25 protein-coding genes are annotated in these 17391 nt (G+C 31.7%); 24 read left to right on the forward strand and 1 reads right to left on the reverse strand.

What is annotated here, in order from left to right:
* Window positions 1–147 precede the first annotated feature (147 nt).
* The 12 genes from ACIQ7T_RS08805 (at window position 148) to ACIQ7T_RS08860 (ending at window position 8931) form a co-directional block, all read left to right on the forward strand.
* The gene (locus tag ACIQ7T_RS08805) at window positions 148–777 is read left to right on the forward strand and encodes a hypothetical protein (RefSeq protein WP_402869814.1); all 630 of its coding nucleotides are present in this window, start codon (window positions 148–150) and stop codon (window positions 775–777) included.
* 252 nt (window positions 778–1029) lie between these two features.
* The gene (locus ACIQ7T_RS08810; RefSeq protein ID WP_402869816.1) at window positions 1030–1347 is read left to right on the forward strand and encodes a hypothetical protein; all 318 of its coding nucleotides are present in this window, start codon (window positions 1030–1032) and stop codon (window positions 1345–1347) included.
* A 67-nt stretch (window positions 1348–1414) separates the two neighbouring features.
* Window positions 1415–2056 (forward strand): hypothetical protein, encoded by a 642-nt coding sequence (locus ACIQ7T_RS08815; RefSeq protein WP_402869818.1) that lies wholly within the window; start codon window positions 1415–1417, stop codon window positions 2054–2056.
* A 377-nt stretch (window positions 2057–2433) separates the two neighbouring features.
* A complete protein-coding gene (locus ACIQ7T_RS08820) occupies window positions 2434–2874 on the forward strand; it encodes an ankyrin repeat domain-containing protein (protein WP_402869820.1) in 441 nt (146 codons plus the stop codon).
* Between the two features lie 157 nt (window positions 2875–3031).
* Window positions 3032–3760, forward strand: a complete 729-nt coding sequence (locus ACIQ7T_RS08825; protein ID WP_402869822.1) for a hypothetical protein — start codon at window positions 3032–3034, stop codon at window positions 3758–3760.
* A gap of 159 nt (window positions 3761–3919) precedes the next feature.
* On the forward strand, window positions 3920–4312 hold the full coding sequence (locus tag ACIQ7T_RS08830) for a hypothetical protein (RefSeq protein WP_402869824.1): 393 nt from the start codon (window positions 3920–3922) through the stop codon (window positions 4310–4312).
* A gap of 207 nt (window positions 4313–4519) precedes the next feature.
* Window positions 4520–4912: an immunity 22 family protein gene (locus ACIQ7T_RS08835; protein ID WP_370079788.1), complete on the forward strand. Its 393-nt coding sequence runs from the start codon at window positions 4520–4522 to the stop codon at window positions 4910–4912.
* A 523-nt stretch (window positions 4913–5435) separates the two neighbouring features.
* Window positions 5436–5753: a hypothetical protein gene (locus ACIQ7T_RS08840; protein ID WP_402869826.1), complete on the forward strand. Its 318-nt coding sequence runs from the start codon at window positions 5436–5438 to the stop codon at window positions 5751–5753.
* Between the two features lie 61 nt (window positions 5754–5814).
* Complete coding sequence (locus ACIQ7T_RS08845) at window positions 5815–6510, forward strand: imm11 family protein (protein ID WP_402869828.1); 696 nt, start codon at window positions 5815–5817, stop codon at window positions 6508–6510.
* A gap of 308 nt (window positions 6511–6818) precedes the next feature.
* Entirely contained in the window at window positions 6819–7445 is a 627-nt protein-coding gene (locus ACIQ7T_RS08850; protein WP_402869830.1) for an SMI1/KNR4 family protein, read from the forward strand.
* A complete protein-coding gene (locus tag ACIQ7T_RS08855; protein ID WP_402869832.1) occupies window positions 7432–7989 on the forward strand; it encodes an SMI1/KNR4 family protein in 558 nt (185 codons plus the stop codon). Before ACIQ7T_RS08850 ends, ACIQ7T_RS08855 begins: the two co-directional genes overlap by 14 nt.
* Before the next feature lie 294 nt (window positions 7990–8283).
* On the forward strand, window positions 8284–8931 hold the full coding sequence (locus tag ACIQ7T_RS08860; protein ID WP_402869834.1) for a hypothetical protein: 648 nt from the start codon (window positions 8284–8286) through the stop codon (window positions 8929–8931).
* A 217-nt stretch (window positions 8932–9148) separates the two neighbouring features.
* Here the strand turns inward: ACIQ7T_RS08860 and ACIQ7T_RS08865 are convergent, their stop codons facing one another.
* The gene (locus ACIQ7T_RS08865; protein WP_402869836.1) at window positions 9149–10387 is read right to left on the reverse strand and encodes a DUF418 domain-containing protein; all 1239 of its coding nucleotides are present in this window, start codon (window positions 10385–10387) and stop codon (window positions 9149–9151) included.
* 332 nt (window positions 10388–10719) lie between these two features.
* Between ACIQ7T_RS08865 and ACIQ7T_RS08870 the strand changes: the two genes are divergently transcribed.
* The 12 genes from ACIQ7T_RS08870 (at window position 10720) to ACIQ7T_RS08925 (ending at window position 17257) form a co-directional block, all read left to right on the forward strand.
* Window positions 10720–11145 (forward strand): hypothetical protein, encoded by a 426-nt coding sequence (locus ACIQ7T_RS08870; RefSeq protein ID WP_402869838.1) that lies wholly within the window; start codon window positions 10720–10722, stop codon window positions 11143–11145.
* Window positions 11146–11454: 309 nt separating this feature from the next.
* The gene (locus tag ACIQ7T_RS08875; protein ID WP_402869840.1) at window positions 11455–11952 is read left to right on the forward strand and encodes a YfbM family protein; all 498 of its coding nucleotides are present in this window, start codon (window positions 11455–11457) and stop codon (window positions 11950–11952) included.
* 345 nt (window positions 11953–12297) lie between these two features.
* Window positions 12298–12699 carry a hypothetical protein gene (locus ACIQ7T_RS08880; protein ID WP_402869842.1) on the forward strand — a complete coding sequence of 134 codons (402 nt, stop codon included), beginning with the start codon at window positions 12298–12300 and terminating at the stop codon, window positions 12697–12699.
* Window positions 12700–12852: 153 nt separating this feature from the next.
* Complete coding sequence (locus ACIQ7T_RS08885; RefSeq protein ID WP_402869844.1) at window positions 12853–13155, forward strand: hypothetical protein; 303 nt, start codon at window positions 12853–12855, stop codon at window positions 13153–13155.
* Window positions 13156–13224: 69 nt separating this feature from the next.
* Window positions 13225–13659: an SMI1/KNR4 family protein gene (locus tag ACIQ7T_RS08890; RefSeq protein WP_402869846.1), complete on the forward strand. Its 435-nt coding sequence runs from the start codon at window positions 13225–13227 to the stop codon at window positions 13657–13659.
* A gap of 231 nt (window positions 13660–13890) precedes the next feature.
* The gene (locus ACIQ7T_RS08895; protein ID WP_402869848.1) at window positions 13891–14343 is read left to right on the forward strand and encodes a hypothetical protein; all 453 of its coding nucleotides are present in this window, start codon (window positions 13891–13893) and stop codon (window positions 14341–14343) included.
* A gap of 68 nt (window positions 14344–14411) precedes the next feature.
* Entirely contained in the window at window positions 14412–14843 is a 432-nt protein-coding gene (locus ACIQ7T_RS08900; protein WP_402869850.1) for a hypothetical protein, read from the forward strand.
* Between the two features lie 9 nt (window positions 14844–14852).
* A complete protein-coding gene (locus ACIQ7T_RS08905) occupies window positions 14853–15089 on the forward strand; it encodes a hypothetical protein (RefSeq protein WP_402869852.1) in 237 nt (78 codons plus the stop codon).
* Between the two features lie 112 nt (window positions 15090–15201).
* Window positions 15202–15582: a hypothetical protein gene (locus ACIQ7T_RS08910; protein ID WP_402869854.1), complete on the forward strand. Its 381-nt coding sequence runs from the start codon at window positions 15202–15204 to the stop codon at window positions 15580–15582.
* 37 nt (window positions 15583–15619) lie between these two features.
* Window positions 15620–16189: a suppressor of fused domain protein gene (locus tag ACIQ7T_RS08915; protein ID WP_402869856.1), complete on the forward strand. Its 570-nt coding sequence runs from the start codon at window positions 15620–15622 to the stop codon at window positions 16187–16189.
* A 65-nt stretch (window positions 16190–16254) separates the two neighbouring features.
* Entirely contained in the window at window positions 16255–16677 is a 423-nt protein-coding gene (locus ACIQ7T_RS08920; protein WP_402869858.1) for a hypothetical protein, read from the forward strand.
* Between the two features lie 52 nt (window positions 16678–16729).
* Complete coding sequence (locus ACIQ7T_RS08925) at window positions 16730–17257, forward strand: hypothetical protein (RefSeq protein ID WP_402869860.1); 528 nt, start codon at window positions 16730–16732, stop codon at window positions 17255–17257.
* The last annotated feature ends 134 nt before the right edge of the window (window positions 17258–17391 follow it).

A 17391-nucleotide genomic window follows, 5' to 3' on the forward strand; every position in this document is an offset into this window, starting at 1 on the left:
GGGCCACTTGATTCAGAAAACAGAACCGAATGGCGATGTGTGGAAGTACGAATACTTTGGTAATGGAATGAAGTCGCCTGAAGACATGGATTAATCTGTAGAAAGAGCAAAGGGGGGGGAAATCCGATAAGTTATTTGGATAATAATATGGAGAATAAAAATAACATAGTAGTTGAACGAAAAGAAAGTATTATATTTCAGTTAGACAAAAATCAGAATGTTGGTAATGGATGGATTGGTGGAAATGCCCCAGCATATTTTGACGATAAAAGTGAATTTTTTAGTGAAATTGGATTTGATTATCACTTCTATCTTTGTTTTGTAAGTCCACTAGATAAAAATAACATGGTTTCGATCTTTATACCAAAAGAATACGAAAATCGTGTTTCAAAAAATATTTATCCAAACTGCTCATTGTACGTGTTTGAACATCCGGTTTCAAAAGAAAGTTTGGATTCCACTTATACCGAATTTGGAATTGTTAAACACTATATTTCAGAAGGTATTTTTGTAAATGAGGAACAAGCCTTTGAAACACCTTTTTTTATTAAGCTTGGTGGGAATCCCTTTCACATTCAAGAAGAAGAATATTATTACTCAGAATTAGAAAAAGATGGGTATAGTTTCTTGTGTCAAATTGATGAGGACGGTTATCCCAATGGATTATTCCATTCAGGCGCAAGCCTTCCATTTGGGTTTGGTGCTGTGTATTTGTATGCAATTGTGACGGAGGATTCAATAAAGAATCCAATAGTAGGATATTGGCAATATTCATAGGTTGATAAATATTCTAGTGAAATAAGTTATTTTTATAAAATAGAGGATAGAAAACGAAACTATATTTGAATAATGTACGAGGAAATCAAGTTGATGAAGACATATTGTAAATGGAAAAACCAATTTCCAGAACACCCGCCAAGGGGATTTGCGGATGAGGTTCTCCTTTAATGCAGAAAAATTGAAGACATTTAACTAAGGATGGAAATACTTTGAGTAAAAATTCCGGGATCAATTTTAAGAAGGAGAACTATGTCAATTAAACATTTAGAAATGTTAGAGAATCAGCTAATTCAAAGAGGCTGGTCGGTTTCAAATGCATATTCTAATCAATTGTATTATGTAACAAATGATTTTACAGTTTATTGGAAAATAACGAGAGGTATAAATAAAGAAGCTATTACTTTAATATTCCCTATTCATGGTGATTTTGGGAGAAGAAGTACTAATCTGAATGATATTTTCTATTGTGAAGGAAGTCGGAATGGCAAGATACTTTACTTTAAAAAAGTTAAGAGTAAAGAGTGGACTGAAAATCTTAAAGAGTGGGTAAGTAGTCTTATGCCGTAGTTAAGTGATTTATATGTTACCTCTTATAAAAGGTTCAATGATATGTGTTTTTAAATGGAGGAGTAGAATGAACTCAACAGTACTTGAAATTCGAAAAGAATTATTAGATAAGTGGAGTGAAGTAGAACAGAATATAGACATTATGATTACTACAAAGCTATCAGAGATTTCTTATTGGAAATATGCTTCTGATGAATTTTATACTCATCTTCCTTACTTTCATGAGATAAATAAATTTAAAAAGGGTAGAATTTTAAAAAATATAACGGAAAGCGAAAGATTTAGTAAAAGAATGATTCATTCTTTCGGATTTAATGAATTAGATCAACTAATTATTATGCAATATCCACAAATTGATAATAATATAAAACTAGGTACAGGAACTCAAATATATACTATAAATTCAGATAAAAGTGTGAATACGTATGTAACGAGGTGGTATCCGGAGAATAATTTCCCTACGAAATTATCAGGTATTAGCGTATTTAAACCTATAGATGAACATAATTGGATAGATGTAGGAATAGGTGGAAAAAAAGATTGGTCAGCAATGAACTATATTTATAATGACTCTAATAGAATGGAAAAGGTAGTTGCTTGTAATTCTGATGTAGAGACACCATTATGTTATGATTTTATCTACGATAATGAAGAGAAATTAGAAAAAATCATGATTGATGAAGTTGTGTGGTGGAAAAGAAAAAAGTAATATCAAAAAGTTTAAGATTATAATCTTTGGAGATGAATGCTGATACGTAAAAGTATGAATATTATGGCAAAGTAAATCAAATCAGATAAGACATAAGTTTCTTTCAAGTATGACCCGCTAGGTAGAGAAATAGAGAAGAGTTCTGACGAAAAAACGATGAGATTTGTAGGATGGAAATAGAATTCTACATGAGTATGTCTCGCGGGATAATTCAGATAAATTCGAAAATATAATGATTAGTAATTATCTCGGATCGCCTAGTGAAGCTTATGATGAATAGCTCTGATTTATACTATATCGAGGACCCTGCATTGAATTAATGTCATAAGAACGAAGATAAATCAGATAAAATCATGTAGGGAAGGAAAGAAAAGAAAATGAATAAATTCGATGATACACAGTTGTATGTGTTACTAAATGAATCAAATTACGAGAAAATTAATGCGTTTTTACAAAAATATGGTTTAGATAGTGTGGATAGGGACGGTCGTACGTTTCTGATGACCGCAATCGTTGAAGGAAAGGATGATATTGTTAATTATCTTGTGAATATTGGATGTAATGTTAATATTAAAGATGCATCGGGCTTAACCGTACTGCATTTTGCAGCTATTTATGACAGATATAATATTGTTAAGGTTCTTATAATTCGTGGTGCTGAAATTGATGCAGTAGATAATTTAGGCAATACACCCTTATGGAGAGCGATCATGGAAAATAGTAATGAAACATCAACAATAAGATATCTATTAGAGAATGGAGCAGATCCTAAAAAGGCAAACAATCGTGGGATAGCACCAAAGGATTTACTCGAATAGTGCGATCTACAACTAATTCTATATTATTTTCTTGATAATAATGTATTTTATTAAGATTCAAAAACATATGTAAAGAAGACGTATAAGCACTTTCTTTACATATGTTTTTTGTATTTGACGAAAGACTTATCAGCATGACGGTCTACGGAAAATCCAGATGGAATTAAAGTTGGGAAACAAAAACGACAAAAAAATTAGGGAAGTGTACAAGGTGATAAAAAAAGAATACGATTTGCTGCGTAAAATTTTTGAAAAATATTTCGACTCATACGAAGATATGCTTTACCAAATAAAAGACATAGTAAATGAAACAGTTATTTGGAGTGATTCGTTTTTGGAATTTTCCCCATACCAAAATGCACTGAATCATTTAAAGGAACCGAAAATCTATAAAGCTGAGCCCAAATCTAACGAGGGGGTTATAGTAAATAAGTTAAAAGATGGTGAACTGTACTATTCATATGATAGTGAAAATAAGGGATGGAGCAGCGTTTTTGTAATAAAAGAAGATGGAATGAAATTGTATCTTAGGTATCTAAATAACGATAATGATGAAATAGTTTTAGAACAAGTATATTGTGTAGTTTTTAAAGAGACTGCGATTGAAAAAGTAATATTCTATTTAAAGGACGTTGACTTGGATGGAGACGAAGAATTGAACGAAGAAACATTTTTGGTGGATAAATATTCTTATAATAGCAATGAGACAATTGATACAATTATTAGAAATGGTTTCTATCATGAAAATAAAAATATTATACCAACTACCACATTTCGATTTGAGTATGTTAACGAAGATATATTCATATACACAAAACAATTGAAACTAAATCAAATGGATGTCGAAAAGTTAAGGTGGAAGATCAAAAAATCCAAAATCCAGTAGAATATAATCCAAGTGAACATGGAAAGAATCCCTAACAAACTGCATAAAGATATTACTGAAAGAGAAAATAATGCTGGTTAATCTATATATGGTATTGGAAACTAAATCACATGTAAGGAGCTTAAAAACTGAATTTTATAAAGGAAGGAAATCATTTCTATGAATGAAATAAAACTAGAGGTTCAGGGATATTATGAAATTTTAAACTTACATAAAGCTTTACTTGAGGCAAAATTTCATAAGAGTCCAGATAATTTCGATGTTGCGGGTAGTCCCATTATTGCAAAAATCTGCAACAATATTGTAGATATGTTAACAGAATACGAAATCGAAGAAAAAGGTAAAGATACATGGAGTGAATGGCGGAAGATTGAAAATCATAATTTTTTTAAAGAAAGAGCAGTAGAAAATGCTCAAAATGTGGAATGGGAGAAGTTGAGTTATGAAGAAAAAGAGTTGTTAACAAAAAATATTTTTAGTCCATTTTCTTTTACGGAAAAAAATGTAATAGATTTTATAAAAACGGTTGATGGAAAATTTAACATAGAATAAAAAGAATAGCTAATTACAAAAGATGTAGAAACCTAAACGAGCACATGTAAATTTAATAAGGCTACCTGGAAAATCTAGTAAAGCAAGTAGTAATTTTCATAGACAACTGTCTCAGGCTTTCAAGAACTCCAAAAGGGAAGTTAGAAAAATAATTGCAAAATATCATAAAAATCATATAAAAGTGAGTTGTAAATAATAATGGGGATAATGAGTAAGGTTCATGTTTGGATAGGAATTAGCAACGTAGATAACGATACCTTTAATGAATACTTTGAAATTGATTATAGTGATCCAAACATGGATATCGATGATCCAAAATATAAGATATGTGAATTTTGTAAGGATATTAATGAAAAAGTGTATGACGAGGATTGGATTGGTGTCTACTGGCAAGATAAATTAACAGACGTGGATGAATTTATTGAAGAACTATCAGTAGAGGATGAGTCGATGGTTGAAATAAAAAACATCTGTATTCAAAAAGGATTAGACAAAGTAAACACAATGTTTTATTATTTCGATTCGGAAATCGAAATTACAGATGTTAAAAAGCTTTATAACGGCCTGCATTATATCGGATTATTCGAAACCGATTTTTAGTGCAAACGTAAAAATAACAATGTACATTTTTGCTAGTATAAGTATGTACACTTTCGCTGATTAACTACTTTTCTATACAAATGCGTGAATAATTACAACTTGACACGGACCTCTACTCAATAGCCTAGAACCCAGCTATATCAAGAGCTGGCTAACCGGTCAAGGCTATGATGCTCGCCACTTCCTGTAAAGTTATAATACAAAGGAAATCAAAAATGTACTTGGTTAAAAAAGCATTTTTGTACATATTTATTTAAACGTTTATATTTTAGTGCAGTAAGCATATCAAAAGAGTAATAGAACCTTAGGTGATAGGTGGTTTTTCTGCTCTTTTTTTGCTATAAATGGAACTGTTTTCACATTGCTATGGATCATCCTGCTGCTCCAAGGCCAATAGAAATTTTGAAACAATACGATATTGATTTCAACAGTGAGATAATGGAATTTATCTACGACATATGACTCGAATAGTTCTCAACCTGGGGTATAACAGGTAGAAAGAAAGAATAGAAGACAGGAAATATTGAAAGATATCAAAGAAGGTAAGGTTGCACAAAAATTAAGAAAGGAAAATAGGATTACAAAAAATATGTCGATAAAAAAATCATTAATTGAACTAGTATCTGTTTGGGAAAGTACAAACGATCCTATTGAGATTGCCAAATCTGCTTATATTGTTTATTTAGAATATAATCGACACTTACCAAATGAAATTGAAGGCATTATTAAAGACATTATGATTATGGAAGCCGACGAGTGTATGATTATGGGGGTTGAAGAAATCAATTATCTTATAAAAAAATTACAAAATTTTGCTGAATCGTTAACAATAAATATTTAATATCATGGTGTTTGCAGCTCATATTTGAATCGCTATAAAACATACAACGAATGTCTGTGAGTTGAGCAAATGGACTTCTAAGCAATACCACTATGCTATGAAAGATATAATAAATAGGGAAAGAAAAATCTTAGAACTTGCAAAACCAGACTACATTGTGAAGGATGAGTATGAGATGAGTTATTTCAGATTGTTAGCTTCTTACAAAAGAGATGTATATTTCTTTTATTCTAATGAGAACAAATATAATAGATTTAATTTAGATAAAGGAATACCTTATTCTCAGAGTGAAAAACTTTTATACGTGGAAGATAGGTTCGATTCTTATATGGAACAGTATGATATTTTACCAACAGTCGGTGGTAAACTAGTAAGTTTAAAGCTAAAAACACTAATAGAAGGATTAGGTTCAGATTGCGAGTTCATTCCTGCAATAATAAAATCTACAGAAACGGGAGAAATAAACAATTCTTACTTTGTAATGAATGTTTTAAATCTGATTCCTTGTTTAGATCATAATAGATCAGACTATGAACCACTAATTAAATCCATACCTGATGGGCCAATTAGTTTAAATATTATTGCTTTTATTCAAGAATCCCTTAATGGATATCATGTCGTAAGAATGAAAGAATCAAAAGAAGAGATAGTTGTAGATGAAGTTTTCGTGGATGCTTGCAGAAAAGAGAAAATTCAAGGCGTTCTGTTAGTTAAAGAAGGAAATGTACGTAGTCCGGAATTTGTTGATTTAAAATAAAATAATTCTGAATGGAAGTAGAAACTTAGTGATAATAAAACAGACATCGTAGTACTCGCTGGATGATATGTGATAACATTTATCTGTATATCTCTATGATAATTAAGAATTTCTCACTTGCAAAAAACATTTAAGGAGTAGCATAAATCCGCAGTATCTGGATTTATTGCTACTCTTTTTTTAAACTAAATTTATTTACCTTTTGGATAAAGTTTAACTATTGTTATGACGTATTCAGAAGTGATTCGAGGAAACAATTGGAAAAGTAGGGGGATTGGGATAAAATAATAGCAAAGCAAGCACAAGAGTTGTTAGATGTAACGTTTGATGCAGCTAAGTACCTAGGGGAAGCACGAGATAAGTTTTACAAAGAATTCAATAATACATATATGATAAATACAAGTAAATTTGAGATTAAAGGAGCAAGTATGAAGATAATAGAGATTATTAAAAAAATTGAACAGGATAGTAATTGTAGACTTGTGAAAAGGATCACAGATTTCACAAGTGATTTAGTTCTTCCAAAAGATTTGCATTATTTTTTTAGCAATTATGACTCCTTACAAATGTTTTTAGATAAGCCTTATGGAATAAAAATAGTTTCTTCAAATGAGTTTATTCCGACTAGTAAAAGGCTTTATCCAGAGGATGATGTTATTTGGGAGGAACTAGAAGATGATATTAGTAATGACTGGTATCTTATTGCTGAATCTGAACAAATAAACCAATACATTAGTATTGACATGAGCAAGTCTCATTTCGGTTATTGCTATGATAGTTTCTTGGAAACCCATGCAACACCAGGGGATAGTCAGATTATTGCTAAAAGCTTTACGGAACTGTTAGAGCATTTATACTCTAGTAAAGGTGAAAATTGGTTTTGGTTAGCTGAAAATTTCGAATCGTATGGGGATGCTTATGATGATACCAATTAGACAGATAGGGGAAGACGATTGGATTGAAAACCTAACATCCTTTCTTGAGGATTATGATGTAGAAGTGATTTCATTAGAATGTGAAAAAATTTTTCAAAAGACAGAGCAATATCTAGATTGGATAATTCCCTCACAAACGAAAGACTATTTCATAAATTTTGGTGGTATTGAAAGTTCTGATTTCATGTACAACCTTAAGAAAATTGATGAGTGGGAAGTATTGACAAATTCTATTTGGGAATTTGTATCATTACACTTTCAACAGGAAGAAACAGATAAATATATTGTTTTTTCTGAAAGCCCTAGCAATGATCCTATTTGTTTTAAAAGAGACACTGGAGAGGTTTATTTGTTTTCTCATGATCCCATTAATGGGGCTAAAGTATATAAAGATTTCAATGACTATTTATTAAATGAGATAATTGAAATCCAGAAATTGTACACAGAAGTTACTTTTGATAGTTCTAAGGAAGAAATAGAGTATAAAGCAAATCTGCTGGATGGCGAAGGTATTGATTTTGATTTCCGTTATTTAAAACTTTAGGCACAAATAACAACAGAAATGATTTAAAAACACATATAAAGAAGCCAATTAAGCTTTTTTATATGTGTTTTTGTTGGTAAAGAACTGCCTTGTCCTGTGTATTTACTACTCTGTTTCATCAGACAAAGGGTTTTCAAGGATTGGCAGATAACCTTTGGATTGCGAGTAGCTTAGTGCAATAATCGATGTCATTCGTAATGAAATGGGAAATGTATTGTAAATCACGGTTTCTCTCTTAGAGGCAAGAACATTGGACAGATCAATGAAAAAAATAAACGAGAGGGTTGAGCTTATGTGAAACAAATAGAAAATTCGATATTAAAATTTATACAGACAATGAATAAATACCCACAAGAAGAATCCCCAGTTGTAAAGAATGGTGGAGTACGTTATAAATCAGAATTAGTAAAACTACAGGTAGATGAAAAAATTTATTTTTCTCCTGAATTAAATTTTTTTTATGAACGTTGTGAAATAATTTGTGATATCCGTCATGATGGTCACAAGCTAAAAAGCACGAGCATTGATTTAGGAAATTCATCTCTTAGTCTTTGGTCTCCTGAAAATCTTGTCTATAGGCAAGAGGGGTTTCGTTGGATTGGAACGGATCTAGAAGATGATCCAGAATGGAATCCATTTTGGCTTGTCATTGCAGATAAAAATGATGATCCTGTCGTGGTTGTAACTGATAAAGAAGGCTCACCAGTCATGGCCTCTTATGAAACAGGTGCTCTTTTTCCGATTGCAAACTCTTTTTCCGATTTTCTGGATTATCTCTCAATTACTTTAGAATTAGTACAAGGAAAATATAATGGGGAAATAATAGATGATGAATCTTGTGAATTGCTCGAAGGCTTTATAGAAGATTTAAAAGAGATGATAAGTAAGATAAATAAAAACGATGAACTTGTTGAAAATTTTATCGATTACTTATATGGTTGATAATCAAAAAAATGTAGTTACGGAACTTTATCTTGCGTTTCACATTAAGAGTTGATGTTAAAATTATTAAAAAGAAGGAACGATTAACGAAATAATTGAAGAGGGGCTGTCAACTGGCAGCCCCTTAGTTCATTTTATCGAGAAGAATCCTGAATTAATCGATTAATTTTGCGAGTTTATCGAGAACTCAATTAATTGCAGTCAATCCTCACCTAAGCTATGCATTTATAGATTCCTTTTTAATACCTAAATAAGTGAATGACCTCCAAATATATTCTAATGGCCCGAAGCGGAATTTGGATAACCAAAGCTTACTAAAAATCACTTGGAAAACAAAAATGACAATGGCAATGATGATAGCTGTAGTTAAGTGGAGTTTTCCGTATACGCCGAATGCAAATGGTCCAAATAAAAATGTACATATAATAGATTGCCCGATATAGTTTGTGAATGCCATTCTTCCTGGGAACGCTAACCACTGTAATATTTTCTTCCCTTTCACCGTGTGATAAATAAAGATTAAGCTAATGGCATAAAAGATTGTTAGGAGTGGCGAGCTAATATATTGAACAGTAGAAAAGTTTTCTGAAAGGGAAGGTAATATCCAGCCCAATGTTCCACCAAAAATCAATGTTAGTAACCACGTAATGAAAAATCCTTTTCGATATTCTTCAAAACGATGAATCCATTTTTTCTTCGCAACAGCTGCTCCAAATAAGAACATTAGTAAGAATGGAAGATTTGAAAATAAAAAAAATATAGGATTGCCTAAAAAAAGAACATACAGCCCATTACGCATTGTATAAAAAGTTCTTTCCATAAGATTAGCATCTAATAATTCTTGAATATCTCCATTTTGGTGGGCATCGATCGTAACTTGCATGAGCTGACGACTTTCCTCTGACATGGACATGGACATTGACATTGGCGTAGTAGAATCAGAAGATATTGCCCCAAACGTAAATGATCCCAAAAGTAAGCTATATAAAGTTAAACTAATAATTAACATAGCTTTTGGTTTTAACTTATGCATGAGAAGGAGTAATAATCCTAAAATTGCATAGTCTGTTAAAATATCTCCAAACCAAATGAAATAGGCGTGGATACAACCGAAAATAAATAACGCAATAAGTCGTCTAGAATAAATTCCCCAAAAGTTTAATTGCTTAGCAGTGGCTCTTTCTTGCATAATGACCATTCCAAAACCGAACAGCATAGAAAACAGCATAACAAATTTTCCTTCGACAAACATAGTAAGAATAGTATGAACTGTATAATCGGCTTGATTCCAAAAAGAAGTCCATTCATTTTTAAAACTTAGATCTTCCTGCATATAGGCCGGATAAAGGAACCAAACAATATTGGCTAATATGATTCCTAATAATGCGAACCCCCTTAATACATCGAGTGTTTCAATCCGCTCTTTGGCAGATATGGGTGAAAGCTTTTGCTTCATATAATCGTCCTTTCAATTGTTATTTTGTCCTTTCAACAAGTGGCCTATAGTTGAAAAAAACTTGTTAATGAAACTTTAAATGATAATTATCAGGATTTTATAAGGAAAACTAAATATCGTGATTTTTTGTGAAATATTTACTGTATAAGAAATTCATTCTTTTTTATGCATGAACTATTAATTATCGGAATTAACAGAGATAAGGAAGTAGGAAAAAGAGTGTATCATAAGGAAAAGATATGTTAAGTTAGATATTCCTGGAATATACATGGAAGATAAATTAAGGGAATTTTATGTACGGTAATGATGACTTTATAAGAGGTGAAACTACAATGAAAACTAGATTAGAAGACTGCATTCTTTCGTTAAAATTTATAGAAGCGAAAGCATTAGTGGATGGTTTGAATAAAGATGAATTTGAAGATTATATATTGGAGTTGTGTTATAAATCAGAAAGTATCATATATTATTCTTTTGTTTTAGATTTATTAAAAAATAGAGAAACAGCTTTCCTTCACTATATAGCTTCAATTATTTTATCTCTCCCATTATGTCATTTAGAGGGAGCTTATCAGGCAGCATTTTATCACGCAAAAAAGGCAATCGACTGCGATGAAGATGATGTAGAGCTAAAAGAATATTTATTATTTTTTAACGCTATACCTGATAAATTATTAAGTGATCGAGAGGCTAAAATACTAGCTGAAAAAGTCTTAAAAATAAAACCAGATAGTGAGGTTGCAAAAAAGCACAGATAAGTTTTCGAAAAATCAATTTCTTGTTTATCATATAATCTCCAAATTTAGTGAAAATGGAATATAAACCTTCCGCGTTAATTAAAACGTCTGCGCAACAGGGAGAGTGGCAAGGTGTACCAATGTTTGCAGCTTGTTCTACCGTAAGTATGCCTTGAAAATTATCAAACATACCTAAAATATGGTAATCTTATATGAGAAGACGATACGTTTTCATCGATGCCAAATGGACGGCATTAGGGGAACAAATTCTCACAAGTTTGCCGTTTAGGTTTAAGAATAAATTGATAGAAAAAAAGGAGAAGATACACGATGGGAATCATGGCCAGTTACTTATCATTAAACGATGCTTTAGCGGATGAAATTTCCCAGTTAGACAATTCTCATATCGTCGAGAAGATTGAGGAGCTTATGGAAAAACAATGCTGTCCCGTATATGAAATGGATAAATTATGGGACGGATTGCATTGTTTGCTAACAGGGATCTCTGCCTCGCAGCCAATCGAGGACCACCCATTAAGCGAGGCCATTGTCGGAGTCCGCGTGCTGGATATTGAAGAATTCGTCAGCGTCATTGGTTCTGATGAGCTACCCCGCATTTTAGAGGCTCTTCATTCTATGGATAGGACCGTCTTGCAGCAACAATTCAAGCCAGCCGATTTTAGAGCGAAACAGATTTATCCGGATATTTGGGCGGACGATGAAGCTGAGGAACTTTTCGCAGAACTTATAGCGGAACTCGATCAGTTAATCCATTTTTATGAACAAAGCCTTGCCCGGGGTCATGACATATTGATCAGCATTTATTAAAACCGCAACAATAATAAACTGTACCCCATCGAGAGACTTTTATAAAGTGTCTACTCGATAGGGCACAGTTTATTCTGACGAGTTTTTTCTTTTACTCTAAAACGCTTAGAAATAGAGTGGCAAAAATTACACCTACATCTACACGGTCAACTCCAGCAGTCGCCGACTGACAGCTTTAATCACAACCAACATTTGTTTTTTACATCGAACATCGCTTTTTTCAAGTATTAAGAACATTTTTCAGTTACGCTTCACTATGCCCGTTGACGCTTACACGGATAAGAGGAGCTTGATTGGATTTGATTTATACCTTGGACTACCAAATGAAAAGAGGGTTAGAGCATAGTGCATTTAAAAAACAAAGAACTAATTAAACAGAGATTAGATGGTGCTTGGGTTTACGAGAGAATCGTAAAGATTGAATATAATGTTGAAAAGGATGTTGAAGATAACTATATTGGAACACTGGATCTTACCTTTCATATTACCTTTATAGAAACAAAAGAACCTTTCAAAATAAGGATTAGATATTATCATGTTTACGATTTAACGATAAGAAAAGCAACAACTTTTCCACTGTCTAGGGACTTAATTGTTCATGATATGAAAGAGCAAGGTTTGGTGAGCAGTCAGCGTTATCATGTACATGATGATAGTGGATATGGTGAAAATGATGGATTCGAATTTATTGAGTTTTATTGTACTTCTATGGAAGTCATTTCGGTAGAAGAATTTTATAAGGTTTGAATAGTTACATTGAGTAAAGAAAAAATCATAGTATTAAAAAATAGAGCTCGTTAAATTTTTTCATTGACCAAATACAAACCCTTATTCATAGCGAATAGATACCAAGTGCGAACCCTATCATTTATCATCTAATCGAAAGGAAGATATTAATCAATGTTTGAGGAAAAAATAAGGAAAGTCATAGGTGAACGAGCATTACTTCATGATAATGATCCAAGAATTGAGCAGAAATGGGAAGAACTAATAGCCTTACTAAGTGAAGAAGAAAATTTGACCATGAATTTCTTGCAAGTATGTACAAAAATGGAACTTTTATTTGTAAGTGAGGTTTTCGAAGAAGTTGCTTATAATTTGCAAAGTAAAAAGTATATTGAGTTACTATATTCTTTAGATCAAAGATATCCAGACTTAAATTTAAAAACGCATATACAAATTGCTGAAGAGCATATGGAATAAAAAAGGGGGAGGTGCATTAAGCTATTGCATATTCAAAACTTTCTAATATAAAAAGAGAGGTAATGTAATATGACATATGATGAAGTGGAAGCCGTTTTATCTCAAGTGTTGGATAGAGAATGGGATGACTTAGATCCACCTTCTTTGAATGATTGGGAAAAAACAGAGAGAAAACTTAATTGTAGATTTGGGGATGAGTTTAAATATTTTTTTATCTTAATTTCTAAATATGTATTACCAGGTATTTTAAACGTATCAACAGGAAAAAATAATGGGAATGATTTAATTACGTTTGTGTATGATTATGAGATTAATAATGGCAATTGGAATGCAAATATGATTCCATTCTTCGAGATCGGTAACGGTGATTATTTTTGTATAAATGCAAAATACGGCCCAGCATCCCCTGTATATTACTATTCTAGTGAAGATTTTAATGTTGAGGAATACAATACAAGCTTTGAAGAATGGATCAACAACTTGCCTCAGTTTTTAAATGGATAAATGTTGATTAGCCTTGATAAAAGTTTCAGTGAAGTTTCTTCTTCTGCTAATAATTATTTGTACTACATAAAAGAGACAATCCTCTCCAACATTGAATTAGAATAATCAGTAGCTGATTGAGGAGTAGCTGATTGAGTTAATCTGGTGATAATATTTTCGAAGCATTAGATTATTGTGCCAAGCCCTGTTAGGAGAAGAAATAGAATCTCTTTCGAATAGAAAGGAATTAAAATGAAAAATCTTAAGAAAGTCGAACTTTCTCAACTAAGTGATATTCAAGTTGATTATTACTTTGGGGTTTCAGAAGAAATAGAAATATTAGTAATAAAGTATTCTGGTAAATACGGGTTCGGATCTGCTGGAAATACTGATGCTATTTATATGAATGCTATGGGAAAGGCAGCGATGGAGGCATGGGATCCTGATGCCATTATTATTGATCTGCAAGATTTAAATTATGAATGGGGAGATATGCTAGAATATGTGTTTAATATTAGTGCAGATAAATACCCTAATGAGGCATTACCATTAGCTGTTATCGTTGGGACGGGCTGTGAAAAGGCAGTTAGAACATTATTATTAGGAATTGATAGTAAAGAACCTATAGATAAAATTGGATGGATATTTAAAGATCTCGAGACGGCTTGTAAATATATTAATAAGAAATTCGAGGGTAATTTATAAATGCAAAGCTATCCAGAGTAAGCAAAACTGTGAGAATTTATCCTGTTTTCTGTAAAGGAGTGAGTAGAGTGATTGATAACAATTTACCTATTGTTCCTTGGGTAGGACTTGGAGGGGTTAAGCTTTATAGTCATATAAGCCAGTTCTACGATTTAATTGTTAATATGGATGAGAAGTCAAGATTGTTTACAAAGTTTTTTATTAGATATGAAATTAAAGATTCTGTAGACCTTTGGTTCAATTTGATGAATGGGAAGCTCTTTAAAATAACAGCATTGAAAGATTACAAAGGATTATTATTTAACAAGATATATATTGGGATGCATATTGATGAGGTGCACAAAATAGAGCCGAGTTTTCAATATGATGATTTTGAAGAAGTCTATGTTAGTTCAAATGGTATATATATTGAAACTGATCCAATTGAGCATACCGTATTGTGGATATCGGTATTTGTTAAAGAAATAGATACTGATGATTTTGAGAGAGGGAAATGGTAAAGAGTGCTTATGGAGAATTTGTCGGTAAAAACGAGAGACATACTACTACAGGCAGGCTGGAATCCAAATAATAAGATTAACGTAACTAAATCCGTAATGTTTTTGGAAACGATGGGATATCAAGTAAATGATTCTGTGATTGATGTATTAGGTAAAAATGCAAGCTCATTATATAAATTCGGCGACAACATTTTTGAAGCATTAGATACTCTTTGTTTATATAAAATACCGGAAGAAATCAATTAAAATAGGTGATATTTACAACTTGGTCTAATCGGAATTCAGGATGAAAGTGCTGTTATTGAAGATATAGGGAATCTTTAATTATAAACAATGGTCAAAGGAGTAAACAATACAAATGACAAAAGAGTGGTATGAAGAAACAGTAATTCCAATAAAGATCCCAAGTTTCAGTTCAACGAATATGAACTATATTACAGGTTTCAATTATTATATAGGATACAATTCATATTATGATGAAGTTTCCTATTTAGAAGTAGATTTTTTAGTAGAAGTGGATAGAAGTAAGTATACGTTGAAGATGAAATTTAATGATGTTTCTTCCCTTGATTTAATAGGATTTGGAAATAGCTACAACCAATTAATGGGCTTTACAATTCATAATTTAAGTAAAAATGGTTTTGAATTAGATAATAAATATTTGGTAGAAGATTATGAAAATAACATCATTAAATTTTACTGTGCTAGTTTTGAAGTGCTGTCTTTAGTTGAAATTTAGGTGGAAACAATATAGAAGGAACTAAAGGAGAAATTAGATGATTAACTATGGAACTCTTTACTTCGATCATTACACAAAATTTTTAGGAAGGCCAATCGATCGGGAGGTGTATAAATATAGTGAAGAAATGCCAAGTATCCAAATTTTGAAGTATGAAAATGTCTTTGAAGAATGCTTGGTTTATACCACACTTGGTTTGAGTAAATATACAGAAGTAGTGGGCGATTATATTGAGATTTCTATGGTAGTTGATGGAGCGTTTAATAGTTCGGGCTTTATTCTTGCAAATACGTTATTTTACTGTGTCCAAAATCAAATGCAGATAGGGAGAGGCATAGCGATCAGTGGAATAGAGAACATTGATGCTGCTTTTGTTCATAAATATAATAAAAGTGCTGTCTATTTTACTGAGCTGTATGCTTTTCCAGAAGAATATAGTACGGCCCTTACAGACTCTTACGAAAGGGATGGAAAACTGCTGCTAGCATTTTTCATTTCAAAGTCCGAATATGATTATTTTGCAAAACATGGGGCAGAGAAATTTGAGGATCTGTTAGAAGAAGGGAACGTGGATCCATTTAACGTTAAAAGAGCTTCGGTGGTTTAATAGGGAGTGTCTGCCTGCTACATAGATTAATAACAAAAGTATATACATAAAAGGTAAATGAATATATGAATCTAAAAGAAGTTGAAAATTTACCGGACAGATTAGCAACAGAAACGATAGCATTGATTTTTCAAAAAACTTTAATTGAATTTGGAGAAGGAAAGATTGTAAAGGGTGAGTTTTTACTTATCATTAGTCAATTAACTGATAGACAAGTTATGACATACGAATTATTAGAAAATAGTATAAGAAATAAATTGGATTTAACGATTTTAAAAATATGGAATACAGATTCTTATGAAGAGGTTGATATCATACTTTCTATAGTTGTAAATCTTGGACTGGTAAAAAGTTTTCAAAAAATAAGAGACTCTATAAATATGAATAAGCGGATAAATGAAATAATACTAGCTGAAATAATAGAGACAGTTGAAGAAGTGGGGGATACTATTTCGAATCCATATTATAGTTTAGAAAAGTTTAAATAGCTGTGTATCTTTAACAAGATACATTCAATCGGGATTCTAAAGAGGAATTATTATGATTAATATGGAACCATTTAGACAGATCTCCTTCAGAGGGAGAGTAGCTTATAGCGTTAGTTGTTTTGAGAATGCACTAATAGCATTAAATTATGATAGGAACGATTGGAAAATAGTTTTAAACTATTTATGGGAATTCACAAGCATACAATATTTAGATAATTGGAATGATGTAGTAGTCGAATTAATTCCAGAAAATTTATTGGAATTTAAAACATACGAAGAAGAAGAGTTTGAGCGTTTAAGTAGAGATGAATTTATAACTTTATATAAATTATATCAAAGTGTTGAGGACTCTATTAATGTGTTACTTCGATATATCTATAATCTTGGAATCAGTCATGTGTACACAATCATTGAAGAATACGGTGAAGGCAGTCTTTTATCCTTGGAAGTACTCATAAATTTTATGATTGAAAATAAATTCCCATTGCCAAACATTGAACCGTTTCTAAAATCTTCTATAGTAGAAAATAGAGGATGGGGGAATAAATTTATTGGTACAGAACTATCAAAAATTCTATAATGTATTAATTTCTATTTGAGTTAATTTCATAATTCTAATCCCTCGTATATTAGTAGTAAGAGCTCTTTCCGATAGAATTTCCAGTTGATCCGGACAACTGGGGAATCTGTTGGATTTCCTATAGGAGATAGTCG

The organism is Lysinibacillus sp. NPDC096212 (assembly GCF_044763105.1).
GTDB lineage: Bacteria > Bacillota > Bacilli > Bacillales_A > Planococcaceae > Lysinibacillus.

Bases quoted from the DNA above. Each gene is read 5' to 3' on its own strand.
- ACIQ7T_RS08815 (WP_402869818.1), top strand. From the start codon at position 1,415: ATGAACTCAACAGTACTTGAAATTCGAAAAGAATTATTAGATAAGTGG.
- ACIQ7T_RS08915 (WP_402869856.1), top strand. From the start codon at position 15,620: ATGATTAACTATGGAACTCTTTACTTCGATCATTACACAAAATTTTTA.
- ACIQ7T_RS08835 (WP_370079788.1), top strand. From the start codon at position 4,520: ATGAGTAAGGTTCATGTTTGGATAGGAATTAGCAACGTAGATAACGAT.
- ACIQ7T_RS08810 (WP_402869816.1), top strand. From the start codon at position 1,030: ATGTCAATTAAACATTTAGAAATGTTAGAGAATCAGCTAATTCAAAGA.
- ACIQ7T_RS08925 (WP_402869860.1), top strand. From the start codon at position 16,730: ATGATTAATATGGAACCATTTAGACAGATCTCCTTCAGAGGGAGAGTA.
- ACIQ7T_RS08895 (WP_402869848.1), top strand. From the start codon at position 13,891: ATGAAAAATCTTAAGAAAGTCGAACTTTCTCAACTAAGTGATATTCAA.
- ACIQ7T_RS08920 (WP_402869858.1), top strand. From the start codon at position 16,255: ATGAATCTAAAAGAAGTTGAAAATTTACCGGACAGATTAGCAACAGAA.
- ACIQ7T_RS08855 (WP_402869832.1), top strand. From the start codon at position 7,432: ATGATACCAATTAGACAGATAGGGGAAGACGATTGGATTGAAAACCTA.
- ACIQ7T_RS08825 (WP_402869822.1), top strand. From the start codon at position 3,032: ATGGAATTAAAGTTGGGAAACAAAAACGACAAAAAAATTAGGGAAGTG.
- ACIQ7T_RS08885 (WP_402869844.1), top strand. From the start codon at position 12,853: ATGTTTGAGGAAAAAATAAGGAAAGTCATAGGTGAACGAGCATTACTT.
- ACIQ7T_RS08805 (WP_402869814.1), top strand. From the start codon at position 148: ATGGAGAATAAAAATAACATAGTAGTTGAACGAAAAGAAAGTATTATA.
- ACIQ7T_RS08870 (WP_402869838.1), top strand. From the start codon at position 10,720: ATGAAAACTAGATTAGAAGACTGCATTCTTTCGTTAAAATTTATAGAA.
- ACIQ7T_RS08905 (WP_402869852.1), top strand. From the start codon at position 14,853: ATGGAGAATTTGTCGGTAAAAACGAGAGACATACTACTACAGGCAGGC.
- ACIQ7T_RS08865 (WP_402869836.1), bottom strand. From the start codon at position 10,387: ATGAAGCAAAAGCTTTCACCCATATCTGCCAAAGAGCGGATTGAAACA.
- ACIQ7T_RS08820 (WP_402869820.1), top strand. From the start codon at position 2,434: ATGAATAAATTCGATGATACACAGTTGTATGTGTTACTAAATGAATCA.
- ACIQ7T_RS08875 (WP_402869840.1), top strand. From the start codon at position 11,455: ATGGGAATCATGGCCAGTTACTTATCATTAAACGATGCTTTAGCGGAT.
- ACIQ7T_RS08910 (WP_402869854.1), top strand. From the start codon at position 15,202: ATGACAAAAGAGTGGTATGAAGAAACAGTAATTCCAATAAAGATCCCA.
- ACIQ7T_RS08830 (WP_402869824.1), top strand. From the start codon at position 3,920: ATGAATGAAATAAAACTAGAGGTTCAGGGATATTATGAAATTTTAAAC.
- ACIQ7T_RS08890 (WP_402869846.1), top strand. From the start codon at position 13,225: ATGACATATGATGAAGTGGAAGCCGTTTTATCTCAAGTGTTGGATAGA.